Source organism: Brachybacterium sp. (genome assembly GCF_052095815.1).
Taxonomy (GTDB): Bacteria; Actinomycetota; Actinomycetes; order Actinomycetales; family Dermabacteraceae; genus Brachybacterium.
Genome location: NZ_JBQDLF010000016.1, coordinates 46,138 through 66,583, shown reverse-complemented (window position 1 = coordinate 66,583; position 20,446 = coordinate 46,138). Strand labels below are relative to the sequence as shown.

At 69.7% G+C, this 20,446-nt stretch carries 20 protein-coding genes and 1 pseudogene; 11 read left to right on the top strand and 10 right to left on the bottom strand.

Features of this window, described 5'->3' with window-relative positions; all coding sequences use genetic code 11:
* Positions 1-84 precede the first annotated feature (84 nt).
* On the bottom strand, positions 85-516 hold the full coding sequence (locus ACTH43_RS08645) for a hypothetical protein (protein ID WP_345075767.1): 432 nt from the start codon (positions 514-516) through the stop codon (positions 85-87).
* Positions 517-569: 53 nt separating this feature from the next.
* On the opposite strand from ACTH43_RS08645, the gene ACTH43_RS08640 reads away from it, so the two are divergent.
* Both ACTH43_RS08640 and ACTH43_RS08635 read left to right on the top strand, forming a co-directional pair.
* On the top strand, positions 570-1,625 hold the full coding sequence (locus tag ACTH43_RS08640; RefSeq protein WP_345075768.1) for a WXG100 family type VII secretion target: 1,056 nt from the start codon (positions 570-572) through the stop codon (positions 1,623-1,625).
* Between the two features lie 25 nt (positions 1,626-1,650).
* Positions 1,651-2,517: a hypothetical protein gene (locus tag ACTH43_RS08635; RefSeq protein WP_441444500.1), complete on the top strand. Its 867-nt coding sequence runs from the start codon at positions 1,651-1,653 to the stop codon at positions 2,515-2,517.
* 91 nt (positions 2,518-2,608) lie between these two features.
* On the opposite strand, the gene ACTH43_RS08630 is transcribed toward ACTH43_RS08635, so the two are convergent.
* The 3 genes from ACTH43_RS08630 to ACTH43_RS08620 form a co-directional block, all read right to left on the bottom strand.
* Complete coding sequence (locus ACTH43_RS08630) at positions 2,609-2,815, bottom strand: helix-turn-helix transcriptional regulator (RefSeq protein ID WP_345075771.1); 207 nt, start codon at positions 2,813-2,815, stop codon at positions 2,609-2,611.
* Positions 2,816-2,827: 12 nt separating this feature from the next.
* A complete protein-coding gene (locus tag ACTH43_RS08625; RefSeq protein WP_345075772.1) occupies positions 2,828-3,235 on the bottom strand; it encodes a hypothetical protein in 408 nt (135 codons plus the stop codon).
* A gap of 145 nt (positions 3,236-3,380) precedes the next feature.
* Complete coding sequence (locus tag ACTH43_RS08620) at positions 3,381-4,121, bottom strand: glycerophosphodiester phosphodiesterase (protein ID WP_441444499.1); 741 nt, start codon at positions 4,119-4,121, stop codon at positions 3,381-3,383.
* Positions 4,122-4,427: 306 nt separating this feature from the next.
* On the opposite strand from ACTH43_RS08620, the gene ACTH43_RS08615 reads away from it, so the two are divergent.
* Positions 4,428-4,952 (top strand): hypothetical protein, encoded by a 525-nt coding sequence (locus ACTH43_RS08615; RefSeq protein ID WP_441444498.1) that lies wholly within the window; start codon positions 4,428-4,430, stop codon positions 4,950-4,952.
* A gap of 80 nt (positions 4,953-5,032) precedes the next feature.
* Here the strand turns inward: ACTH43_RS08615 and ACTH43_RS08610 are convergent, their stop codons facing one another.
* From ACTH43_RS08610 to ACTH43_RS08595, 4 genes are all read right to left on the bottom strand, one after another.
* Positions 5,033-5,791 carry a glycerophosphodiester phosphodiesterase gene (locus ACTH43_RS08610; RefSeq protein ID WP_345075775.1) on the bottom strand — a complete coding sequence of 253 codons (759 nt, stop codon included), beginning with the start codon at positions 5,789-5,791 and terminating at the stop codon, positions 5,033-5,035.
* Between the two features lie 206 nt (positions 5,792-5,997).
* Positions 5,998-7,392 (bottom strand): ABC transporter substrate-binding protein, encoded by a 1,395-nt coding sequence (locus ACTH43_RS08605; RefSeq protein ID WP_345075776.1) that lies wholly within the window; start codon positions 7,390-7,392, stop codon positions 5,998-6,000.
* 252 nt (positions 7,393-7,644) lie between these two features.
* Positions 7,645-8,550 (bottom strand): carbohydrate ABC transporter permease, encoded by a 906-nt coding sequence (locus ACTH43_RS08600; RefSeq protein ID WP_441444497.1) that lies wholly within the window; start codon positions 8,548-8,550, stop codon positions 7,645-7,647.
* Positions 8,547-9,575, bottom strand: coding sequence for a carbohydrate ABC transporter permease (locus ACTH43_RS08595; RefSeq protein ID WP_441444496.1), 1,029 nt, complete (start codon positions 9,573-9,575; stop codon positions 8,547-8,549). The genes ACTH43_RS08600 and ACTH43_RS08595 overlap by 4 nt, the downstream gene beginning before the upstream one ends.
* Before the next feature lie 613 nt (positions 9,576-10,188).
* Between ACTH43_RS08595 and ACTH43_RS08590 the strand changes: the two genes are divergently transcribed.
* Positions 10,189-11,298: a LacI family DNA-binding transcriptional regulator gene (locus ACTH43_RS08590; RefSeq protein ID WP_441444495.1), complete on the top strand. Its 1,110-nt coding sequence runs from the start codon at positions 10,189-10,191 to the stop codon at positions 11,296-11,298.
* A gap of 147 nt (positions 11,299-11,445) precedes the next feature.
* On the top strand, positions 11,446-11,967 hold the full coding sequence (locus ACTH43_RS08585) for a ferritin (RefSeq protein WP_345075780.1): 522 nt from the start codon (positions 11,446-11,448) through the stop codon (positions 11,965-11,967).
* 57 nt (positions 11,968-12,024) lie between these two features.
* On the opposite strand, the gene ACTH43_RS08580 is transcribed toward ACTH43_RS08585, so the two are convergent.
* Positions 12,025-13,641 carry a BCCT family transporter gene (locus tag ACTH43_RS08580; protein ID WP_441444494.1) on the bottom strand — a complete coding sequence of 539 codons (1,617 nt, stop codon included), beginning with the start codon at positions 13,639-13,641 and terminating at the stop codon, positions 12,025-12,027.
* 334 nt (positions 13,642-13,975) lie between these two features.
* Here ACTH43_RS08580 and ACTH43_RS08575 point away from each other — a divergent pair, with 334 nt between their 5' ends.
* Positions 13,976-15,040: an LLM class flavin-dependent oxidoreductase gene (locus ACTH43_RS08575; RefSeq protein ID WP_441444493.1), complete on the top strand. Its 1,065-nt coding sequence runs from the start codon at positions 13,976-13,978 to the stop codon at positions 15,038-15,040.
* Between the two features lie 35 nt (positions 15,041-15,075).
* Here ACTH43_RS08575 and ACTH43_RS08570 read toward each other — a convergent pair whose 3' ends face one another.
* On the bottom strand, positions 15,076-15,540 hold the full coding sequence (locus ACTH43_RS08570) for a hypothetical protein (RefSeq protein ID WP_441444492.1): 465 nt from the start codon (positions 15,538-15,540) through the stop codon (positions 15,076-15,078).
* Positions 15,541-15,642: 102 nt separating this feature from the next.
* Here ACTH43_RS08570 and ACTH43_RS08565 point away from each other — a divergent pair.
* The 5 genes and pseudogenes from ACTH43_RS08565 to ACTH43_RS08545 form a co-directional block, all read left to right on the top strand.
* Positions 15,643-15,906 (top strand): annotated as a pseudogene (locus ACTH43_RS08565) (endonuclease/exonuclease/phosphatase family protein); the annotation flags it as partial.
* Positions 15,907-15,946: 40 nt separating this feature from the next.
* Positions 15,947-16,549 (top strand): exodeoxyribonuclease III, encoded by a 603-nt coding sequence (locus ACTH43_RS08560; RefSeq protein WP_441444502.1) that lies wholly within the window; start codon positions 15,947-15,949, stop codon positions 16,547-16,549.
* Between the two features lie 183 nt (positions 16,550-16,732).
* On the top strand, positions 16,733-18,283 hold the full coding sequence (locus ACTH43_RS08555; RefSeq protein ID WP_441444491.1) for an alkaline phosphatase D family protein: 1,551 nt from the start codon (positions 16,733-16,735) through the stop codon (positions 18,281-18,283).
* Between the two features lie 210 nt (positions 18,284-18,493).
* Positions 18,494-19,456, top strand: a complete 963-nt coding sequence (locus ACTH43_RS08550; protein WP_441444490.1) for a hypothetical protein — start codon at positions 18,494-18,496, stop codon at positions 19,454-19,456.
* Positions 19,447-20,385 carry an S-layer homology domain-containing protein gene (locus ACTH43_RS08545; protein WP_441444489.1) on the top strand — a complete coding sequence of 313 codons (939 nt, stop codon included), beginning with the start codon at positions 19,447-19,449 and terminating at the stop codon, positions 20,383-20,385. Before ACTH43_RS08550 ends, ACTH43_RS08545 begins: the two co-directional genes overlap by 10 nt.
* Positions 20,386-20,446 lie beyond the last annotated feature (61 nt).

The following is a 20,446-nucleotide window of genomic DNA, read 5'->3' as shown; positions in this document are numbered from 1 at the left end:
TCCTCGAATCAGGAGGCTTCAGAAACCAGCTACACCCTCGGATGCGATGAGCCGGCATAGGTACTTGCTTGGCGGGTGCTGGGTTCAGTGGCGGGAGGCGGAGCGGCCTCCACCGGCGACGAGGCGGTTGACCCCGTCGACGAAGCCCTGAGCCACCGCCTCATCCTTGGAGACGTTCTGGCGGGTCCGGAGGGAGGAACCATCACGCAGAAGGATCCGCACGTGTCCCGCCACCGTGCCGGAAGCGCAGTCGGCCCCCCGGACCTCCGCAGCCTGCACCTCGCGCAGCACCCTCCACCTCAGACCCCGACGCAGGTGGAGCACCCTTCGATCGGTGACCAGCAGCAGGGGGTCCACCCAGGTCCACCCCTCCCCCTCGAACGCGAACAGCACGATCTCTCCCGACTGCAGGAAGCGCCGCGCGAACGATGCCCAGCCGGCGGCCGGAACCGGCCGTTCGTATCCCGGCTGGAGAGCCCGGAGCAGAGATTGCAGGGATTCATCCGTGGTCATCACGCCGCAAGTCTACGACCGGCACCCCTCCCTCCGACCCCGCGAGGAGAGGTCCCATGGGGACCTCTCCCCATCGCGCAGCCGCCCCGGAGGACCTAGTGTGCGAGCTGTTCACGACACGACGGGGGTTCATGATGACCGGGTTCTTCGGGGCGGATACCGAGCAGCTGCGTTCACACGCGCAGCTGCTGAAAGAGCGAGTGGGCTCGCTCGAAGACCTGCGCGCTCGCCTCGAGCCGCTGGTGATGGACGCTTCTTCCTGGGTGGGCACCGATGCCGATGCCTTCCGGGAGCAGTGGTCCGGACGGACCGCCCCCCGGTTCGACCAGCTGGGCGACTCGCTGTCGCGGCACAGCAGAGACCTCGACACCCACGCTGAGGAGCAGGACGAGGCCTCCGAGGCGACCGACCACAGCATCCTCGATCTGCTCAAGGACACGCTGTTCGGGGTCGGGAAAGGCGTCATCGACGCAGCCAAGAACATCGTCCTGGGTGGGAAGAAGATCTGGGACGTCCTGTCGAACATGAAGAAGAACCCGGAGAAGGTTCTCGAGAAGCTTCGCGGGCTGAAGGGCAAGGCATACGATGCGTTCCTCAAGAAGCTCGGGATGTTCGACGGGCTCATGAAGAAGGCCCCCTGGCTCACGAAGTTCGGCAAGGTCGCCGGCAAGTTCCTGCCCGGCCTGGATATCCTCGCCGGTGGCTGGCAGATGATCGATTCGATCAAGAAGGGCGACACCTTCCATGCCATCACCGGCGGAATCACCGCCGTCGGCGGCATCCTCATCACCGCCGGGACGATCTGCGATATGACCGGCGTGGGCGCCGTGGTCGGCGTTCCGCTCCAGGTGATCGGCGGCGTACTGGTGGGCGGCGCGATGGCGGCGGACGGCATCAAGTGGGTGGTCGACAACTGGGATCAGGTCAAGGACTTCGGTGGCGATGTCGTCGACGGGGCGAAGGACCTGTGGAACAACACGTCTGAGGTCATCAGCGACACGTGGAACGATGGAGTGGATGCCGCCAAGGATGCCGTCTCCGACGTCGCAGACACCGTCTCCGACAAGGTCGGCGATGTCGCCGACGGCCTGAAGAACGCCTTCACCTGGTGACCACCCCTCTCGGCAGGAGCCCGCGATGACCACCCCCACCACCGATGCACTCCCCAGCTCGCCGCTCGTCGTCACTGAGCGAGACCTGGCGGGAGCACTGGCGATCCTCGAGCGCGCCGATCAGGACCCGGACATCCTGATGGTGCTCTCCGACGAGGAGCTCCTCGCCCTGGACGGGGAGGCCTCGCTGCGCATCCTCGGCAGCCCCTATCTCGACCAGGAGCAGGTGCACCGTGAGACCGCGGGCGCCACAGCGATGCGCGGGCTCATCGCACGGCGCCTGGTGAACCCGACCGACCAGGCCCGCGAGGAGGAAGGGGATCTTCTGATCGGCGAGGGTGAACCGAGTGATCGGCTGATCCAGCTTGAGCTCGGTCTCGCCGGAATCCTCACCCTGCGGCGCACCCCGGAGGCGCTGCTGACGATCGAGCGCGTCGCTTCCCAGGTACGCACCACCCTTGGCCTGCACTTCTTCCCGGGAGGGGTGCTCGAGGAGTTCGTCGCGGCCGACGGCTTCCACCATTTCTGCGTTCCCACCCTCGCCTCGCTGCCCTCCCGACTGGCAGCGTTCGTGGACCCGCACGGCAGCGCCGGTGACGACGGAGATGTTCAGGAGATGACCGTCGCTGCAGTGACGTCGCTGGAGGGCCTCGAAGACACCCGTGCCCTGTCCACGCTCACCTCGGTGAATGATCAGGGAGCACGTCGCGCGACCGTCTTCACGCTCGCCGACCGCGTGCGCGTGGTCGACAACGGCACCGAGGACCCTGCCGGCACACAGCCGGGCGATCTGCTCGCGATCAGCGATGTCTCCGCCTCCGCTCTGGAGCAGATCATCGAGTCGCTGCTGCCCGCCGGATCGGGATCCGACGAGGAGTCCACCGACTCCTGACGGAGCGAGGCATCGCGCGCACAGATCACCCCGACCGTGGCAGGCACGGCCGGGGTGATCTGTGTGCTGCGGCCCGTTCGGAACGAACCGGTCAGGAGGGCTCAGCTTCGTCGGGCGTGAAGATCTCCTCGATCGGGGACTCGAAGAGGGCGGCGAGCTTGAACGCGAGCGGAAGGGACGGGTCGTACTTGTCGTTCTCGATGGCGATCACCGTCTGCCGGGAGACGCCGAGGGCCTTGCCGAGCTCGGCCTGGGACCAGCGTCGCTCAGCGCGGCGGGCTTTGAGATCGTTGCGCATCACTGCCCCCTCTCAGCGGTAGCGGACGGAGGAGACGAAGGTGCCCACGAGCCACGAGAACATCAGGATCGCGAAGGCGAAGATCCAGTTCACCGAGGGCAGCAGGAAGTACTGCAGGAAGCCGACGGCGAGGATCAGGCCGGTGGAGATCACGAACGCGAGCATCACGGCCTCGGCGATCTTGCGACGCTCGAACTCGTCACCGCTCCGGTACATCTCGACGTTCGCCCACGCCATGAGGGCGATGGCGGGCAGCACCAGGAGCGCGGGGATCCAGGCGGGGAAGCCTGTGTCCTGGACGAGAAAGGAGAGGAAGAGGCCGGCGAGGAAAAGGACCATGCCCGCGGTGAAGCGGACGGCGAAGGCGCGGTTGGCGCGGGCACGGGCGGGGGCGGCGGGGGTGCGGGTCGTGGTGTTCATGCCCCAAATGTAAGGGGGCCTTGACATGCAAGTCAAGCTACCTTGACTCAAAATGTCAAAGCTTCTTGACTTAACAGGTCAAGCACCATTGACGCACCATGCGGGGCCCTCCGACCTGGGTGTTGCCGCGAACTCCCGCGGTCACTCACCCCAGGCGGACGTCGAGCTCCCGCTGCGCCCAGGCCGGGTCGTCCGTGGTGATCGTGTCCACGCCGCACGCCAGAGCGACGTCGAGCTGCACGGCGGTGTTGACCGTCCAGGGGTTCAGGGCCAGCCCTGCCTCGTGCACGACCTCGGCGGCGCGAAGGCTGAGCCCAGCGATGCCAGGCCCGATGCCCGCCGCGCCGAGCTCGCGCGCGGTGGTGATCGCCTGCTCGTCGATCTGGCCGACCAGATAGGAGACGGCGACGTCCGCGCCGCGGCGGATCTCCGCGAGCGCATCGGCGTGGAACGAGATCACGGTGGAGGCGGCAGCCGGGGACCCGGCAGGCAGCGCGCGCAGCAGCTCGGCGACCGCCGCCGCCGCCGCGGCGACCTTGACCTCGATGAAGACGGGGACCGTGGTCATCTCCAGCAGCTCCGCGAGGGAGGGCACACGCTCCCCCTCCCCCAGCAGCACGGTGTCCAGCTCCGCACGGGTGAGCTCGCCGATCGCACCGGTGCGCAGCGGCGAGTCCTCGGCGGCGGTGCGGTCGATGGTCTCGTCGTGCATCACCACCACCTGGCCGTCGGCGCTCAGGTGCACATCGCACTCGAGCAGCTCGGCGCCATCCTCGATCGCCCTCCGGAAGGCGAGCAGGGTGTTCTCAGGGGCATGGGCGGAGGCGCCGCGGTGGCCCACGATCGCGGGTCGCTGCGGGCGGGAAGGGACGGACTGAGCAGGCATGACACTCCTGGGAGAAGGGGATCGACAGGTCGAGCGTAGGCGGGATGAGCAGTACGGGCGGGATGAATGGGCGGAGCGGAGGTGGGCCCTCTGGACCTCCGACGTGTCCTGCGCCACACTGATTCTCTGCACTCCGATACGGGTGCAGTGCCCGTCAGATCGGGCGGGCACCAACCGGGCTGACCGCCCGGGAAGGGGATCCCGATGACCAGGAACGGACACGAGAGCACACGCACCGCATCGCACAGCGGCCCGGGGGGCCGATGGTGTACGCAGCGCACGATGCGCGGACGAGGGGGCCGCCGGATGCTCGCCCCGCTTGCGAGCATCCTTGCCGCTGCGGCACTCATCGCGGGGTGCGGGGGCACCAGCACCGAGGACCCGGCCGGGGATCCGGGCGGAGGGACGACCGACGCCGCCGAGACCTCTGAGCCCGCTGAGACTTCTGAGACTTCTGAGACTTCTGAGCCAGCCTCGGACGCCGGGGAGTCCCCGAGCGACGGAGGGGGAGAGAGCAGCGAAAGCTCCGAGACTGAGGGGCCCGACGGGGTGACGGGCGAGAACCTCTTCGAGGGGACCTGGGGCTTCGGGCACGACACGAAGGTGCTCAGCGCCGAGGAGCTCGGCGCCCTGCTCGTCACGGAGGCCGAGGCGCGCGGCCCGGAGGAGATGAGCCTCGAGGTCGAATGCGGGGACGGCGTGGACACCGCGGCCGGTGACTACGACGCCGAATGCATCGCCTACGCCGACGAAGGGGTCGAGCACCTCTGGCTGGTCACCGTCGGCCCTGCGGATGCCGGGCTGGATATCGAGGTCGAGAACGCGAGCTGATCCCGGCCGTCGCGCTCCGCGTCCGCTGCCGGATCCGCGCAGGGCCCGGACCTGCCTCTGCAGCACCCGGGCCAGCCCGATCAGACCGTGACGCGCTGCGCCATCAGCGCGAACGCCCAGGCAGGATCGTCGACAGTGATCGTGTCGCAGCCGAGCTCGAGGGCCCGCTCGAGTTCCTCATCGGCGCGGGCGGTCCACAGGTTCAGCTTCGCGCCCAGCTCTGCGGCCCGCTCGACGTCGGCCTGACGGGCATCGGCGATCCGCACTCCCACATGCGCGACCCGCAGCTGGCGGCAGGACTCCCACCACTCGACGGAGGTCGCCGTGGTGGTGCGCATCAGAGGGATCTGCGGAGCGAGCTCGGCGGTGCGGCGCAGCGGCTCCTCATGGAAGGAGAGCACGACGGCGGGGGCGCCGGCCGGGTCCTGCCAGGCGGCCTCGTCGAAGTGCTGCAGGAGGATCTTGACCACGAGATCCGCAGCAGCGGGAGCCTTGATCTCCACCAGCAGCGGCACTCGGGTGCCGTCCTCGCGCACCGCCGCATCGAGCACCTGGGAGAGGGTGGGGATGTGCTCGTCCTTGCCCACCAGCACCCGGTCCAGCTGGGAGCGGGTGAGGTCGACGACCGCGCCGGTGCGCAGCGGCGAATCCTGCTGTGCGGTGCGGTCCAGGGTCGCGTCGTGGATGACCACGTCCTGGCCGTCGGCGCTGAGGTGCACGTCGCACTCGAGCCACTGGGAGCCCTCGGCGACTCCGCGCCGGAAGGACAGGATCGTGTTCTCGGGTTCCACGGCGGCGGCGCCGCGGTGCCCGACGATCTCAGGCTGCTGGGTGGTCATGGTCTGGTTCTCCTCGATACGGGCGCGCGGCCCTTCACGTCGGGCACATAGCCCTGGTCGTCAGCGGCCCGGAGGGCCGGTGGCCGCGGCCCCGGGTGACGTGCACCCGGGGCCGCGGAGTCAAGCGGGGACAGCTGGAGCTGCAGGAACTGCAGCGACTGCGGGAACCACGGCTACTGCAGCTGCTGCAGCGACTGCGGGAAGGCTCAGTTCCAGCCCTCGAACTGCACGGCCTCGTAGTCCTCGCGGTTGTCGTCCAGGACCTCCTGGAGGGTCGGGGCGAGGGCGTCGAGGACTGTCTTCGCCTCCGCGTTGTCACCGAACACCTGACCCATGGCGGCACTGATCTCGGTGACGGCGCCGGCGTTCCAGTTGGTGTAGTCGGTGGTGCGCGCGTTCTCCAGCTGGTTCAGCGCGACGGCGTAGTTCGGGTTCTCGGCGACCAGGTCCTTGACGGCCTGAGTCTCCTGAGCGGCCTGGACGATCGGCACATAGCCGGTGCCCACGTGCCACTCGGCGGACTTCTCCGGCTGGGCGAGGAAGCGGAACAGCTCGGCGCAGGCGTCCTGACGTTCCTGCGACTCGGTGCGCACCAGCTGCAGCCCGGACCCGCCGGTGGGCACCTGCTTCTGCTCGCCCTCCTTGGACAGCATGTAGGCGGTGCCGATCTCGAAGAGACCCTCGGTGGCCTTGGTCTGGCCCGTCAGCGAGGCTGTCGAACCGCGCCAGCCAGCGGCGAGACCGGAGGCGAAGTCGGTGCCGGAGGCCTGGGCGAGGTAGCCGTAGCCGTCCTCGTGGATGAACTTGCGCATCCATTCGAGCCACTCGACGCCCTTCTCGTCATTGATGGTGACCTCGAAGTTCTCGTTGGAGTTCGCGCCGCCGAAGCCCCAGATGTCGGCCTGGCCGTGCCAGGCGTCGGGGCCGAAGGCCATCGCGGACAGCGGGCGGCCCTCGACCTCGATCTTCGCGAGCTCGGGCGCGAAGGCCGCGAGATCCTCCCAGGTCTCGGGGCCCTCCTCGGGCAGACCGGCCTCGATGTAGCGCGTCTTGTTGTAGTAGAACAGCGGGGTCGAGCGGGCGAAGGGCACCGTGAAGGTCTCTCCGGCCGCCTTGCCCTCGGCGACGTAGTTCTGGATGTAGACGTCCAGGTTCCACTCGTCATCGAAGTAGCCGTCCAGCGGTGCCAGGGCATCTGACTGGTAGAACTGCAGCCACTGCATCTCGGGGAAGCAGACGATGTCCGGCACGGTGCGGGCCTGGAGCGAGGCGGTGAACTTCTGGGTCAGATCGGCGTAGGAGCCGACGGACTCCGCGATCGCGACGATCTCGTCCTGGGACTCGTTGAACGCGGTGAACTGCGCCGAGAGCACCTCGTAGTTGTTGCCCGTGAAGGGCGCCCAGAACAGGATCGGGGTGCGGCCCTCGTACTCGGGGGGAACGGTGAGGTCCGCCTGGGTGAAGCCGTCGCGGAGGTTGCTCTCTGCGCCGTCACCGCCGCCGGACGGGGCGCCGCAGGCGGCGAGGCCGGCTGCGCCGGCACCGAGGCCCATGGCGGTCAGCAGGCCGCGGCGGGAGAGGTGGAAGGGGCTGCGAGACATACGAATCGCTCCTTGGGAGTGGTGCGGTGGGGTCACCGGGTGGAGACAGTCAGTGGGTCTGTCAGTCAGGCGGGTCTGGCGAGGGGGTCTGGCGGGGGCTCGTCCCGCGGGACGAGGTGCGGGCCGCGTGCGGAGTGCGCACGCCGGCGCCCGCCCGGGCCGGGGCCCGGAGCTGGTGGGGTCCGACCCATGGGGCATGGGCGGGCCGGGGGTGGCGCGAGGCTGCGTGATGGCTGCCCCGCGCCGTCGGACTCACTTCATGGCGCCGGCGGCGAGGCCGCCGATGATGCGCTTCTGGGCGAGGAAGAAGAGGATCAGCATCGGGAGGGAGACGAACACGGCGCCGGCCATGATCACGCCCCAGTTGCTGTAGCCCTCCTGGCTGCGCAGGAAGAGCAGGCCGATGGGCAGGGTGCGCATGTCCGCGGTGGAGGTGACGATCAGCGGCCAGACGTACTCGTTCCACTTGCCGACCATCACGATCAGCGTGGCGGTGAGGATCATCGGCGTGGACAGCGGCACCACGATCGTGAGCATCCGGCGGAGGTGCCCCGCGCCGTCGATCTCCGCGGCCTGCAGGATGTCCTTGTCGATGGTGCGCATGTACTGGAACAGCAGGAACATCGCGAAGGCGCTGGCGATGCCCGGCAGGATCAGGCCGGCGTAGGTGTTCAGCCAGCCCAGGTTCGCCACGGTGATGTAGTTGACGATCAGGGTGACGTGACCCGGCAGCATCAGCGAGCCGATGATCAGCACGAACGCGATCTTCTTGAACTTGAAGTCGACGAACACGAAGGCATAGGCGCACAGGATCGCAAGCGTGATCTCCAGGAAGGTGCCCACCCCGGTGGTGATGATCGAGTTGAGGAAGAAGCGGTCGAAGGGGGCGCTGTTCCAGGCCTCGGCGAAGTTCGAGAAGGTCAGCTCACGCGGGATCCAGGTCAGCGGCCAGGTGTAGATGTCCTGGTGCGGCTTCATCGCGGAGGAGAACAGCCAGTACAACGGGACGAAGAAGACGGCGATGGTGGCGAGGACGCCGGCGAACAGCAGGCCGGTCTTCCATGCCGGACGGCGGGGTCCGCGGTCCCGCCCCTTGTTGCGGGGGGCGGGGCCGGCAGCATCGGCGATCTGGTTCTTGTCGACGGTCAGAGTGCTCATGAGTCGTAGTTCACCTTCTTGTCGCCGTAGCGGACCTGCACGTACGTGATGATCAGCAGCAGCACCAGCAGCACGGTGGCTGCGGCCGAGGCGTTGCCGATGTCGAACTTCTGGAAGGCTTCCTCGTAGACCATCCAGCTCAGGGTGCTGGAGGAGGTTCCCGGGCCGCCGCTGGTCATGATCGAGATGATGTCGAAGGCCTGGGCGGCGGAGATGATGCCGGTGATCGAGAGGAAGAACGTGATCGGGCTCAGCAGCGGCAGCGTGAGGTGACGGAACAGCTTCCAGCCGTGCGCCCCGTCGAGTGCTGCGGCCTCGTAGAGGTCCTTGGGCAGGTCGAGGATCGCGGTGTAGCAGATGACGGTGACGAAGCCGAGCCGCTGCCAGGTGTAGGCGATCGTGATCGCCCACAGCGACCAGTCCGAGGTGGTGGTCCAGGCCGGGGAGTCGGCGCCGAACAGGGAGAACGCCCAGCGGGAGAGGCCGTAGTTCGGATCGAACATGAACAGCCACAGGATGCCCACCGCCGCGCCGGGCAGCATGTGCGGGGCGAAGGCCATGGTCTGCGCGAACCCGGTCAGCGGCAGCTTCGTGGCCAGCAGGCTGCCCAGCAGCAGGCCCAGCACGAGCGAGCCGATCACGCTCACGCCGGTGAAGATCGCCGTGTTCTTCATGATCTGCCCGAAGCTCGGGTCGGTGAACAGGTTGGTGTAGTTCTCCACCCCCACCCACTCGGGGGTCGGGGCCACGAAGTCCCACTCGAAGAAGCTCAGCCCGATGTTGTAGAGCGCCGGGTAGTAGGAGAAGACGATGATCGCGATGAGGTTCGGGGCGATCAGGGCGCCGAAGAGAAGCGCATCGCGGCGCACCCGGCGGCGACGCTGAGGTGAGCGTCGGCGCTGCTCGCTGCGCGTCGGCGTCGCGCGGCCGGTCGGCGGCGCAGCGGGGCCCACAGGCTCACCCTGCTTCTCCTGCCCGGCCGGCACCTGCTGGCCCGGGCGGGATGAACGGACGATGGTTGTCATGGGAGCGCTCCCAGCTTCCTGATCGAAGGGCGGCCCGGGGGCCGACGCGGTGAGGATGGCGGTCTCGGCAACGCTCCGCGGGGCGGGGCGGCCGACGGTCGGACCGAGTGGTCCGGGGCGCCATCCGCAGGGGGAACGAGGACGGCAGGACGGGACGGGACGGGCGGCTGGCTGCCGCTCCGGCGTCATCGACAGCACTCACCGTATGGACCCTCCACCGATCTCGCCAGAAGGCATCAGTGCAGGTGAATCGCGCATGAACAGAAACTGTCACCGCAGGTGGGAGCGCTCCCACTCCCCTCTCGGAGCACCCTCCGGACCCCCTTGGCGCGATTCGTGATGCGGGGTCCATCCACTGTTCATCTCGGCGTCGTCGAGTGTTCCTCAGCGGCCGGTTCTCGCCAGGTGCCCGCGAACTCGGACTTCACTCGGCCGTCACCCATGCGACCTGGCGGGCGTCACCCACTGGACTATCGTGCGCCCAGGCCGCCCCTCCGGATTGCGCGGTGGGACCGTCCGGCCGACCCGGCTCGCGGTGCCCGCACGCCCGGCCGTCAGCCACCAGCCACCAGCCACCAGCCACCAGAAGCCTGCAAGGAAGGGAGCACCGCAGATGCCTCGACCACCCACGATGGAGGACGTCGCGCGCACTGCCGGGGTCTCCCGCTCCACGGTCTCTCGTGTGTTCCAGAATGGCGGGGAGCGGGTCTCCCCCGATGCGATGATCCAGGTGCACGAGGCAGCCCGACGGCTGGGCTATGTGCACAATCTGGTGGCCAGCGGACTGGCGATGCGTCACGGCAGGCAGCTCGGGCTGCTCATCCGCGACGCCACCAACCCTGCCTACGGCCACCTCCATGCGGAGATGAATCGCGCTGTCGAAGCCATCGGCCGCACCCTGATCTCGGTGACGGCGTTCCGGCACGACTACGGCACGGCGGAGGTCGAGGGCCTGAACCGGCTGATCGGTCAGCGCGTAGCCGGGGTCTTCGTCGGCACTGGCGTGACCGCTGCGGAGGATCTCGTCGAGACCGTCACCGCGACGCCGATGATGATCCTCGGCCGCCCCAACACCCATCCGCAGATCAACTCGGTCAGCTACGACGAGGAGGCGCATGGCCGGCTGATGGCGGAGCAGATCGCCGCTCAGGGTCATCGCCGGATCGCCGTGCTCACTGCGCCGCTCCTCTATTCGAGGGTGTTCGACCTGCGCATGCGCAGCCTGGTCCAGCGCTGCGAGGAGCTGGGCATCATCAGCGTCCCCGTGGAGCTGCTGCCGGTGGAGCAGGGAGTGGGCCGCGCCCTGGACGCGGCCCGGGAGGAAGCGCTGAGCTGCATCGTCTGCCCCGTGGACTACGTCGCCCTGGAGCTGCTGCGCGCCGCTGCGGCGCGGGGGGTGCGGATCCCCGAGGAGATCAGCACCGTGGGGTTCGATGGGCTCGGGGACGGGCTCGACCTGCTCGGGCTGGCCACCGTGCGTCTGCCGGTGGAGGAGCTCGCTCGGCAGGCCGTCGCTCTGATGGAGGAGCTGCTGGTGCGGGCACAGGACGATGCGGAGGGTCCGCCGCCCGCTCCCCATGGGGCGGGTGATCGCGACGCGGCCGGCGAGGGCGATGGCGAGCAGCTGCTCCTCACACGGCACTCACCCCGGCACGCCGTCGTGGCCGGGAGTTTCGTTCCCGGGCGCACCCTGTCGGCGGCTCCCGGGCACCTGCGCGGCTGACCGTCGCCGAGCGGCTCGGCGCCCTGCACGATCACGCCGCCATGGCCCCTCTCCGCCGTCCAGACCTCTCACCACACTTCATCTGTGTAGGTCAGGCTAGCCTTTCCATGCGTGACAAGAGGGTCCGAGAGGACTACTGTCGGTGTCATGAAGATGAGCAATGACCTTGAGAAGAAGTTCCAGGACCAGATCACCCTCGAGTTCGCGGCATCGATCACCTACCGCCAGCTCGCCATCGAGGCGGATGAGCAGGACCTCCCCGGCATCGCCGCCTGGCTGCGCCACCAGGCGGACGAGGAGATCGTCCATGCGAACAAGTTCATCCAGCACGTCTCGGACCGCGACAACCACGCTGCGATCGGCACCATCGAAGCCCCCGGCGTGAAGCCCGGCCTCTCCGTGCTCGAGATCTTCGGGGCCGCGCTCGCCCACGAGCAGAAGGTCTCCGAGTCGATCCGCGAGCTGTACCGCAGCGCGGACAAGGAGGGCGACTACGACTCCCGCCCGCTGCTGAACTGGTTCGTGGATGAGCAGATCGAGGAGGAGGCGACGGTCTCCGAGATCATCGGCCGCCTGAAGCTGATCGGCGACGACGGCTCCGGCCTGCTGCGCCTGGATTCCGAGCTGGGCGCCCGCCCCACGGAGACCACCGAGGCCGACGCCGGCTGAGCACGGACGCCTGAGCGCAGGCACCTGAGCTCCCCGGGGTGCCCTGAGCAGATCTGCTCAGGGCACTCCTGTCGTGAGCAGCGGGTCGCGCCGCAGCATCATCACCAGGGAGACGGCGAGCGCGAGGATGACGATGATGAACGGGGCGGCCGAGAGCATCACGGCGGTCTGCAGCGCCTGCAGGCCCCCGGCGTAGAGCAGCACGGCAGCGGTCGCGCCGGTCAGCAGGCCCCACATGAGCATCACGGGGCGGCCCGGATCCATGCGACCGTCCGAGGAGATGACCCCGAGCACGTAGGTGTTCGAGTCCGCGCCGGTGATGAAGTAGAGCACCACCAGGATCACGGCGATCACGGAGGTGATCCCGGTCAGCGGCAGCTCTTCGAGCAGACCGAAGAAGGCGGTGTTGACGTTCTCCGCGGCGGCCGCACCGATGCCGGTGCCGCGCTCGAGGTCCATGAACATCGCCGAGCCGCCGAACACCGTGAACCAGACGGAGAACACCAGGCTCGGCACGCCGAGGACGACCAGCACGAACTGCCGGATCGTGCGGCCCCGGGAGATGCGCGCCAGGAAGACGCCGACGAAGGCGCCCCAGGAGATCCACCAGGCCATCATGAAGAAGGTCCACCCCTGCATCCACTCGAGGTCCGCGCCATCCAGGGGCAGTAGCAGGCTGATCTCGACGAAGTCGCCGACGTATCCGCCGGCGGAGCGCAGGAACAGCGAGATCAGCCAGCTCGTGGGGCCGGTGACCAGCACGAAGAGCAGCAGGGCCGCAGCGATCACCATCGTGGCCTGGCTCAGGTAGCGGATCCCGCGACCGATGCCGCTCATGGCTGAGGCGGTGAACAGCACGGTGACCAGTGCGATCACGATGATCTGCACTCCGGTGGAGGTGAGGTCCACCCCGGTGATGTGGCTCAGCCCCTGGCTGATCTGCGCCGCACCGAGGCCGAGGGAGGTGGTGGTGCCGAACAGCGTGGACAGGACCACCAGCACGTCGACGGCCTTGCCGATCGCTCCGTCGGCATGGCGACCGATCAGCGGGCGCAGGATGGGCGAGACCATCCCCTTGTTGCCGAGCCGGTGGGTGGAGTATCCGATGGCGAGTCCGAAGATCGCGAAGACGGCCCAGGCCTGCAGTCCCCAGTCCAGGAAGGTGAAGCGCATGGCGTCCACGACCGCCTCCCGGCTACCGGGCTCGGCGAGGCCGTGCGGAGGCTGGACCAGGTGGGAGACGGGCTCGGCGACGCCGTAGGTGATCATCCCGATCCCCATCACGGCGCCCAGCAGCATCGCGATCCAGGCCACGGTCGGGTATTCGGGCCGGGAGTCGTCGGGCCCCAGGCGGATGCGCCCGAAGCGGGACAGGGCGATCACGAGCAGCAGGCCGATGAGACCCAGCGGGATCACCAGCAGGGACCATCCGCTGGTGGCGGTCACCCAGCGCATCGCCGAGCCCGCGGCGGCATTCATCTGCGCAGGAAAGAGGGAGGCCGCCGCGAGGAGTACGACGATCAGCGTCACCGACACCCAGAAGACGCTGTTCAGTCGGCGACCCGGCAGGTGCGGCCCGGCGTCGAAGCGTTCCAGCTCACGGCGCGCGCGGCGGGCTGCGGACGGGGCGGAGGCGCGAGGAGGGCGCGGGTCGGGAGAGGGGTCCAGCGGCATGGCGCGGTCCGTTCGTCGAGGAGGAAGGGGCGGCGTGAGCCACGGAGGTGCGTACGGCCGGCATGGCCTTGTCCCCGGGCCGGCAGGCGCAGAGAACGGGGACGGCAGGGTGCGAGACCCGTGCGCGCAGAGCGGTTCACGGTACGCGCCCAGGGCGCCGAACTCCTCGGTGAGGGCGAGAGGTGGGGCGCAGATCTCGTACGCGGCGTGCATCCGGGCCCCGCTTCGCCCTCCCGAGGCACCTCGCGCAGGGCCGCCCGGTACCCCTGGCATAGCGTCCGCACTCCAGCCTCTCGCGCTAGTCAAACGTTCAACCATCTAGTACGGTGGGGCCATGCGTGCCTTCGGATTCCTCAGCTTCGGCCACTACGGCGGCAGCCCCGCCCAGGGCGGCCTCACCGCCCGTCAGATGCTCCACGACGCGATCGACATCTCCGTCGGCGCGGACGAGCTGGGCGTGAACGGCGCGTATTTCCGCGTCCACCATTACGCCAAGCAGTCCGCTGCGCCGATGCCGCTGCTCGCGGCGGTCGCCGCGCGGACCCAGCGGATCGAGGTGGGCACCGGCGTGATCGACATGCGCTACGAGAACCCGCTCTACCTCGCCGAAGAGGCCGCTGCCCTCGATCTGATCGCCGACGGCCGGGTGGCGCTCGGCATCTCCCGCGGCGCCCCCGAGGCGGCGGACCGCGGCTGGGAGTCCTTCGGCTACACCGGCTCCACCGACCCGCGCGGAGCCGATATCGCGATGTCGAAGTTCGACGTCTTCCTGCAGGCCATCCAGGGGCATCCGATGACCCGTGCGGCCGCGCAGCCGTATATGTCGGACGCCGCACCGCATGCGCCGCTGCGCATCGAGCCGCAGTCCCCGGACCTCTTCCGGCACATCTGGTGGGGTGCGGGCTCCCGCGGCACCGCCGAGCGCACCGGCACCCAGGGCCTGAACCTCATGAGCTCGACCCTCCTCACCGAGGCCACGGGCGCCTCCTTCGGCGATCTCCAGGCCGAGCAGATCGACGTCTACCGGGAGGCTTTCAAGGAGGCCGGGCATGCGCACACCCCGCGAGTGTCCGTCTCCCGCAGCGTCTTCCCGATCGTCACCGAGCAGGATCGGCAGCTGTTCGGCATGCGGCCGGGCGAGAACTCCGACCAGATCGGCATCATCGACGGCACCCGCTCGACTTTCGGGCGCTCCTACACCGGCGAGCCGGATCAGCTCATCGAGCAGCTGAAGGCGGACGCGGCGGTGCAGTCCGCGGACACCCTCCTGCTCACCATCCCCTCGCAGGCCGGGGTCGAGCTGAACCTCCACATCCTCGAGAGCTTCGCGACGCATGTCGCTCCGGCTCTCGGCTGGAAGTCCAACACGGAGGGACCCGTCGTCGGCGACGCGGTGTAAGGCGTCTCCGCGATCCCGGTTCCGGGACCCTGCTTCTACTCGGCGCCGCCGGAGACAGCCGCCGCGACGACGGCCCCCGTACCGCTCACGAGCACGGCACTGAAACGGACCGCGTCACCGCGCTCGGCCAACGGAATCTCCGTCTCGCCTCCGTCGCAGAGGATGTCGACGGACCCGCTGACAACCGATCCCTCCTCCGAGGTGACGCTGTATTCGAGCTGAGCCGTGCCGTCGCCGAAGCAGGTGGCCACGGCGCCGTCGATGCTCACCTCGGACGGAAAGTTCAGGGTGATCCCGCCGTCATCCGCCGGCGGCGGGTCCTGCGCTGTCAGACGCTGCGTTGCCGCGCCGAGCGAGCCGTCCTCCGCTGTCGCCGCGTTGACGAACCCGTCCGCGTCGTCCTGCATGCTCTGCCAGTCGGTCTCTGCTGTCGATGCGCAGGAGAACAGCCCTGTCGCGAGCACGGCGATCAGGACGACAGAGCGAAGGCTTTGGTGCATGAGGCTCACTGTAGTGAGAAGCCTCAGAACTCCGCCCGCCACAGGGAAGCCTGCCGGGTCCAGGGCGCAGAGCCGGGCTGACCAGCACGTAGTCTCGTCCGCATGCTCCGCATCGCCACCGCCAACATCAACGGGATCCGTGCCGCGCAGCGACGGGGCTTCGATGACTGGCTCGCCGGGCGGGGGTGCGATGCGGTCGCGCTGCAGGAGGTCCGGGCACAGGCCGACAAGATCCCTGCGGGTGCCTTCGGTGACTTCCACGTCGCTCTCGACACGGGCACGCTGCCGGGTCGCAACGGGGTCGCGGTGCTGACCCGTCGGCCGCCGGCGGCGATCCGAACCTGGAGCGGAGCGGCCCTGGTGGGAGGGCCCACCGCCGCCCTCAACCCCGTCCCCGCTCCCGACCATGTCCCCCTGGCTCGCGGCCTGTCGCGCTTCGCCGCCGAGGGCCGCTACCTCGAGGTGGACCTCGCGGACGCACCGCTCACGATCGCCTGTCTCTATCTGCCTAAGGGCGGCCTGCCCGCCCATCTGCAGCGGCCCGAGCGGATGCGCGAGGCTCCCGATGGCGGTGCCCGCTACGTCCGGAAGATGGGGTTCATGGCCGCGTTCTCGCGCTATCTGGTGCGCGGCCACGGCGGCCGGCCGCGAGTACCTGCTGATGGGCGACCTGAACATCGCACACACCCGGCAGGACCTCGCCGCGTGGCGGAGGAACCAGCAGAACGACGGCTTCCTCCCGGAGGAGCGGGAGTGGTTCGGGCAGCAGCTCTCCCCGCGCACGCTCATCGACGTGGTGCGGAACCTGCATCCGGGCGAGGACGGCCCCTACTCCTGGTGGTCATGGCTTGGCCAGTCGTTCGCCAACGACGCAGGGTGGCGGCTTGACTACCACCTGGCCACACCGCGTCTCGCCCGCAGCGCCGTCCGCGCCGAGGTCGACCGGGACCACCACGGCACCCGGCTCTCGGACCACTCCCCGGTGGTCGTCGACTACGACTGGCCGTGACCGCGGCGTCCCCCGCCCGGGGTCGGGCCGCTCCGAGCGGGCGCTGCCGAACCCTCCCCGGACGGGCGCTGCCGAACCACTGAGCCGGATCGGCTCTCCGGCGGACTCCTCCGCCACGGAGCCCCTGAGCCCACCCGCTTCATCGCCCCGGACCGCCGCGCGAACCTCGCCCGGCAGCGCCGCATGAGCCGGCGCATCTTCACCGGCGCCACCCTCACCACACTCGCCTCCGCGGGCGTGCTGGGCACCGCTCCGGCGATCGCCGACAGCAGCTGGCGCCGCAAGGACCCCTTCACCCTCGGCATCGCCTCGGGCGACCCGACCAGCAGCTCCGTGGTGCTGTGGACGCGGCTCGCGATCGACCCCCACGTGCTGGACGGCCGTGGCGGGATGCCGAGCATCCCGGTCCCGGTGCGCTGGGAGCTCGCGACCGATGAGCGCTTCCGCTCGATCGTGCGCCGCGGCACCGAGACCGCCCGCCCCGAGGAGGCGCACAGCCTCCACGTCGAGCTGGAGGACCTCCCTGCCGGCACCGAGTTCTTCTACCGCTTCCGCACCGGGCGCTACGTCTCCCCCGTCGGCCGCACCCTGACCACTCCCGCGAGCGGTGACACCCGCGCGCTGCGCATGGTGCACCTGTCCTGCTCGCACTGGGAGGGCGGCTGGTTCACGGCCTACCGGCGGGCGGCCGAAGATCGTCCCGACCTGGTGTTCGGGCTCGGTGACTACATCTACGAGGGCGGGCCCGGGACCGGGAAGCTGCGCACCCATCCGCACAAGCTGTGCACCACGCTCGAGGACTACCGGCTGCGGTATGCGACCTACAAGACCGATCCGGACCTGCAGCTGCTGCATGCCACCGCGCCGTGGATCGTCACCTGGGACGATCACGAGATCCAGGACAACTGGGCGGGCGCCTACCCCAAGAACGGGGTGCCCACTGATGCCTGGGTGGCCCGGAAGATCGCGGCCCAGCAGGCGTACTACGAGAACATGCCGCTGCGCCGGTCCAGCGCCCCCGCCGGCACCTCCATGCAGCTGTTCCGACGCCTGCACTGGGGGGATCTCGCGAGCTTCCATGTGCTCGACACCCGCCAGTATCGTGACCTGCACGCCTGCCACGACGGTGGGAAGACCTGGTGGTTCACCGACTGCGAGGAGCAGGCCGATCCCTCGCGCACACTGCTGGGCGACGAACAGGAGCAGTGGCTGCTCGAGGGGATGACCGAGTCGCCCGCCACCTGGCAGCTGCTCGCGCAGAGCGTCTTCTTCGCCAAGCGCGACAACGCCGCAGGGCCCACCACCACGCTCGGCTCGGACGGCTGGGACGGCTACCGGGCGGACCGCGACACCCTGGTCGGCGCCTGGAGCGAGCGCGGGATCGCGAACCCCGTGGTGCTCACCGGCGATGTCCACGTGCATTTCGCCAATGAGCTCAAGGCGGACTTCTGGGAGCCGGACTCTGCGACCGTCGGGGTGGAGCTGGTGTCCACCTCGATCACCTCGGGCGGGGACGGCAGCGACGTGGTGAACGGCGAGGAGGAAGTCCTCGCGGAGAACCCGCACATCAAGTACATCCGCGGCCGCCGCGGCTATGTGCTCTCGGAGTACACGACCGAGGAGCTGCGGGTCGACTTCAAGACCGTCTCCGCGGTCAGCACCCCGGATGCCGCGGCGTCCGTGGATCGCACCTACGTGGTGCCCGCCGGCGAGCCCGGCCTGCACGAGGCCTGAGCCCGCTCCACTGCGCTGACCAGCACGGCTGCCCTTCAGCAGCCGCGCCGCCGGATCCCGTCGCCCCCTCGTCGGCGGGATCCGGGACCACCCTGCAGATCACTGCAGATCACCTCCCATTCCCCTGGTCGGCGGGCCCCGGTTCCCGTAGGGTAGGGAGCCGTGGGCGCCGGACGGTGCGCTCGTTCAGCACCACCGTGAAGGACCACGATGCCCCCGCCGCAGTTCGCCGCCGCCCTGGCCGCACCTGCCGCACCCGTCCCCGCCGAAGCCACCCCGGCCGTCACCGGCACGGAGGCCTCACGCCGTCTGCTCGCTCCCGAGCTGGACGCCCGGCCGCTGACCCTGTGGGGCTCCTCCTCCATGAGCTCGGAGGGCGGCAGCGCAGATACTCCGCTGGCGGTGCGCATCCATGAGCACCTCGCCCTCGCGGCAGCCCCTGCAGTGGTGCACGCCTACGGGGTGGGCGCCACGCGTTCCGCCCACACCCTGCTGATGCGCGGCCTGGACACTCCCCAGCTGCGCCCGCTCGGTGAGCCGGCCGCGGGCACCGGCGCCGTCGCCGTCGCGCTCGACTCCGGACTGACCCCGGCCGGACCGCTCACGATCCCCGGTGATGTGGACGGGGCCCCTGGGGTACTCGACGGCACCGGCGGCAGCTGGGAATTCCTGCCCGATCAGCCCGGCACGAGCGGCAGCGGCGTCTTCCGCTCCGCGCTCGCGACGGTCGCGGAGGGTTCCCGGCAGGTGCTGTGGATGGGCAAGAACAACATCCTCGACGTGGCGGGCGTGCTCGAGGACACCCAGCGGATGTGGGACGCCGCTGCGACTCCTGAGCAGGACACGCTGGTGCTCGGGCAGTGGCCGACCTCCTTCGACCCGGTCGGCTCCGCGACGGCGGACGCGGTGCTCCAGGTCAACGAGGAGCAGCAGCGCCGCTACGGCGCACACTTCCTGGACCTCGGCCGCCTGCTCACCTCCGAGGAGGGCCTCAGCTGCCCTCCGCTGGCGCCGCTGCGCCTGCTCGAACAGGCCTCCACCCAGGGGGCGCTCGAGCAGCGGATCGTGACCGAGCACCTGTGCGCACCGGACGGGTTCCATCTCAACGGCTGGGGGAACCTCGCTGTCAGCTGGGCGATCATCCAGCGGATGCGGGAGCTGAGATGGCTGTAAGACGACCGTCCCCGCCGCGCCTGCAGGCCGGGCGTCCGGGAGCCGCGCCCGAGCCGGCGCAGCCGCAGCTGGCGCCGCTGGCACCCACGCCGCCGATGCCGACGCAGCCCGTCTCGGCGCCGACGGCACAGACCCCGCCGGCCACGCTCCCCGTCGTCCCGGAGGCGGGGGATCCGCGCCCGATCCGTCGTGCCGGACGCCGGGCCGGGCGCCGCACCGTGCTGCTGGCCGGCGCGGCGGCGGCTGTCGTGGTGCCGGTGACTGCGGGGACGCTGTTGCGCCGTGAGGACTCGGAGGCGCTGTCGGCTGGCGCCGCACGGAGCGGCCCCGGCGCCGGGGTCCAGGAGGGGCCTCTGTTCGAGGATGTCGCCGCCGGCACCCCTGGCGCCGAGGCGATCCGCTGGGCGCACATGACCGGGGTGCAGCCGGGCCTGTCCCCGACCGAATACGCCCCCGATGCCCAGGTCACGCGCGGAGACATCGCCGTCGCCCTGCATCGCCTCGCCGGCTCTCCCGCAGTGGATCTCGGGACCGTCCCCACCGTCTTCACGGACCTGGGAGAGGATCCCGCGCGAGTCTCCGCAGTGCTGTGGCTCCACGGCCGGGGCGCGCTGTGGGGCGATGTGCAGCTGCGGGTCCATCCCGACGCGCCCGCCACCCGGGACTGCGCGGCGATGATGCTCGCCGCGCTGATGCGCCCGGCGCTGGCCGGGATGGGGGTCACCTGGGACGCCTCGACGGAGGTCTCGCTGCCGCTGCCGGAGGATCCCAGCTCGGCGCCGACGGACGTGGCCTGGCTCGCCGCGGCCGGGATGGCTCCGGACCCCCTCGCGGCCCATGACTGGGCCGGCGAAGAAGGCGTGACCCGGGCGGAGCTCGCCGTCTCCCTGCATCGGGCGGACTCCGTCATCGCGAGCGCCCTGGGCTGAACGCCCCCGACCGGCTCCGGCTCCGCCCCCGGCCAGCTCCGGCTCCGGCTTCGGCTTCGAA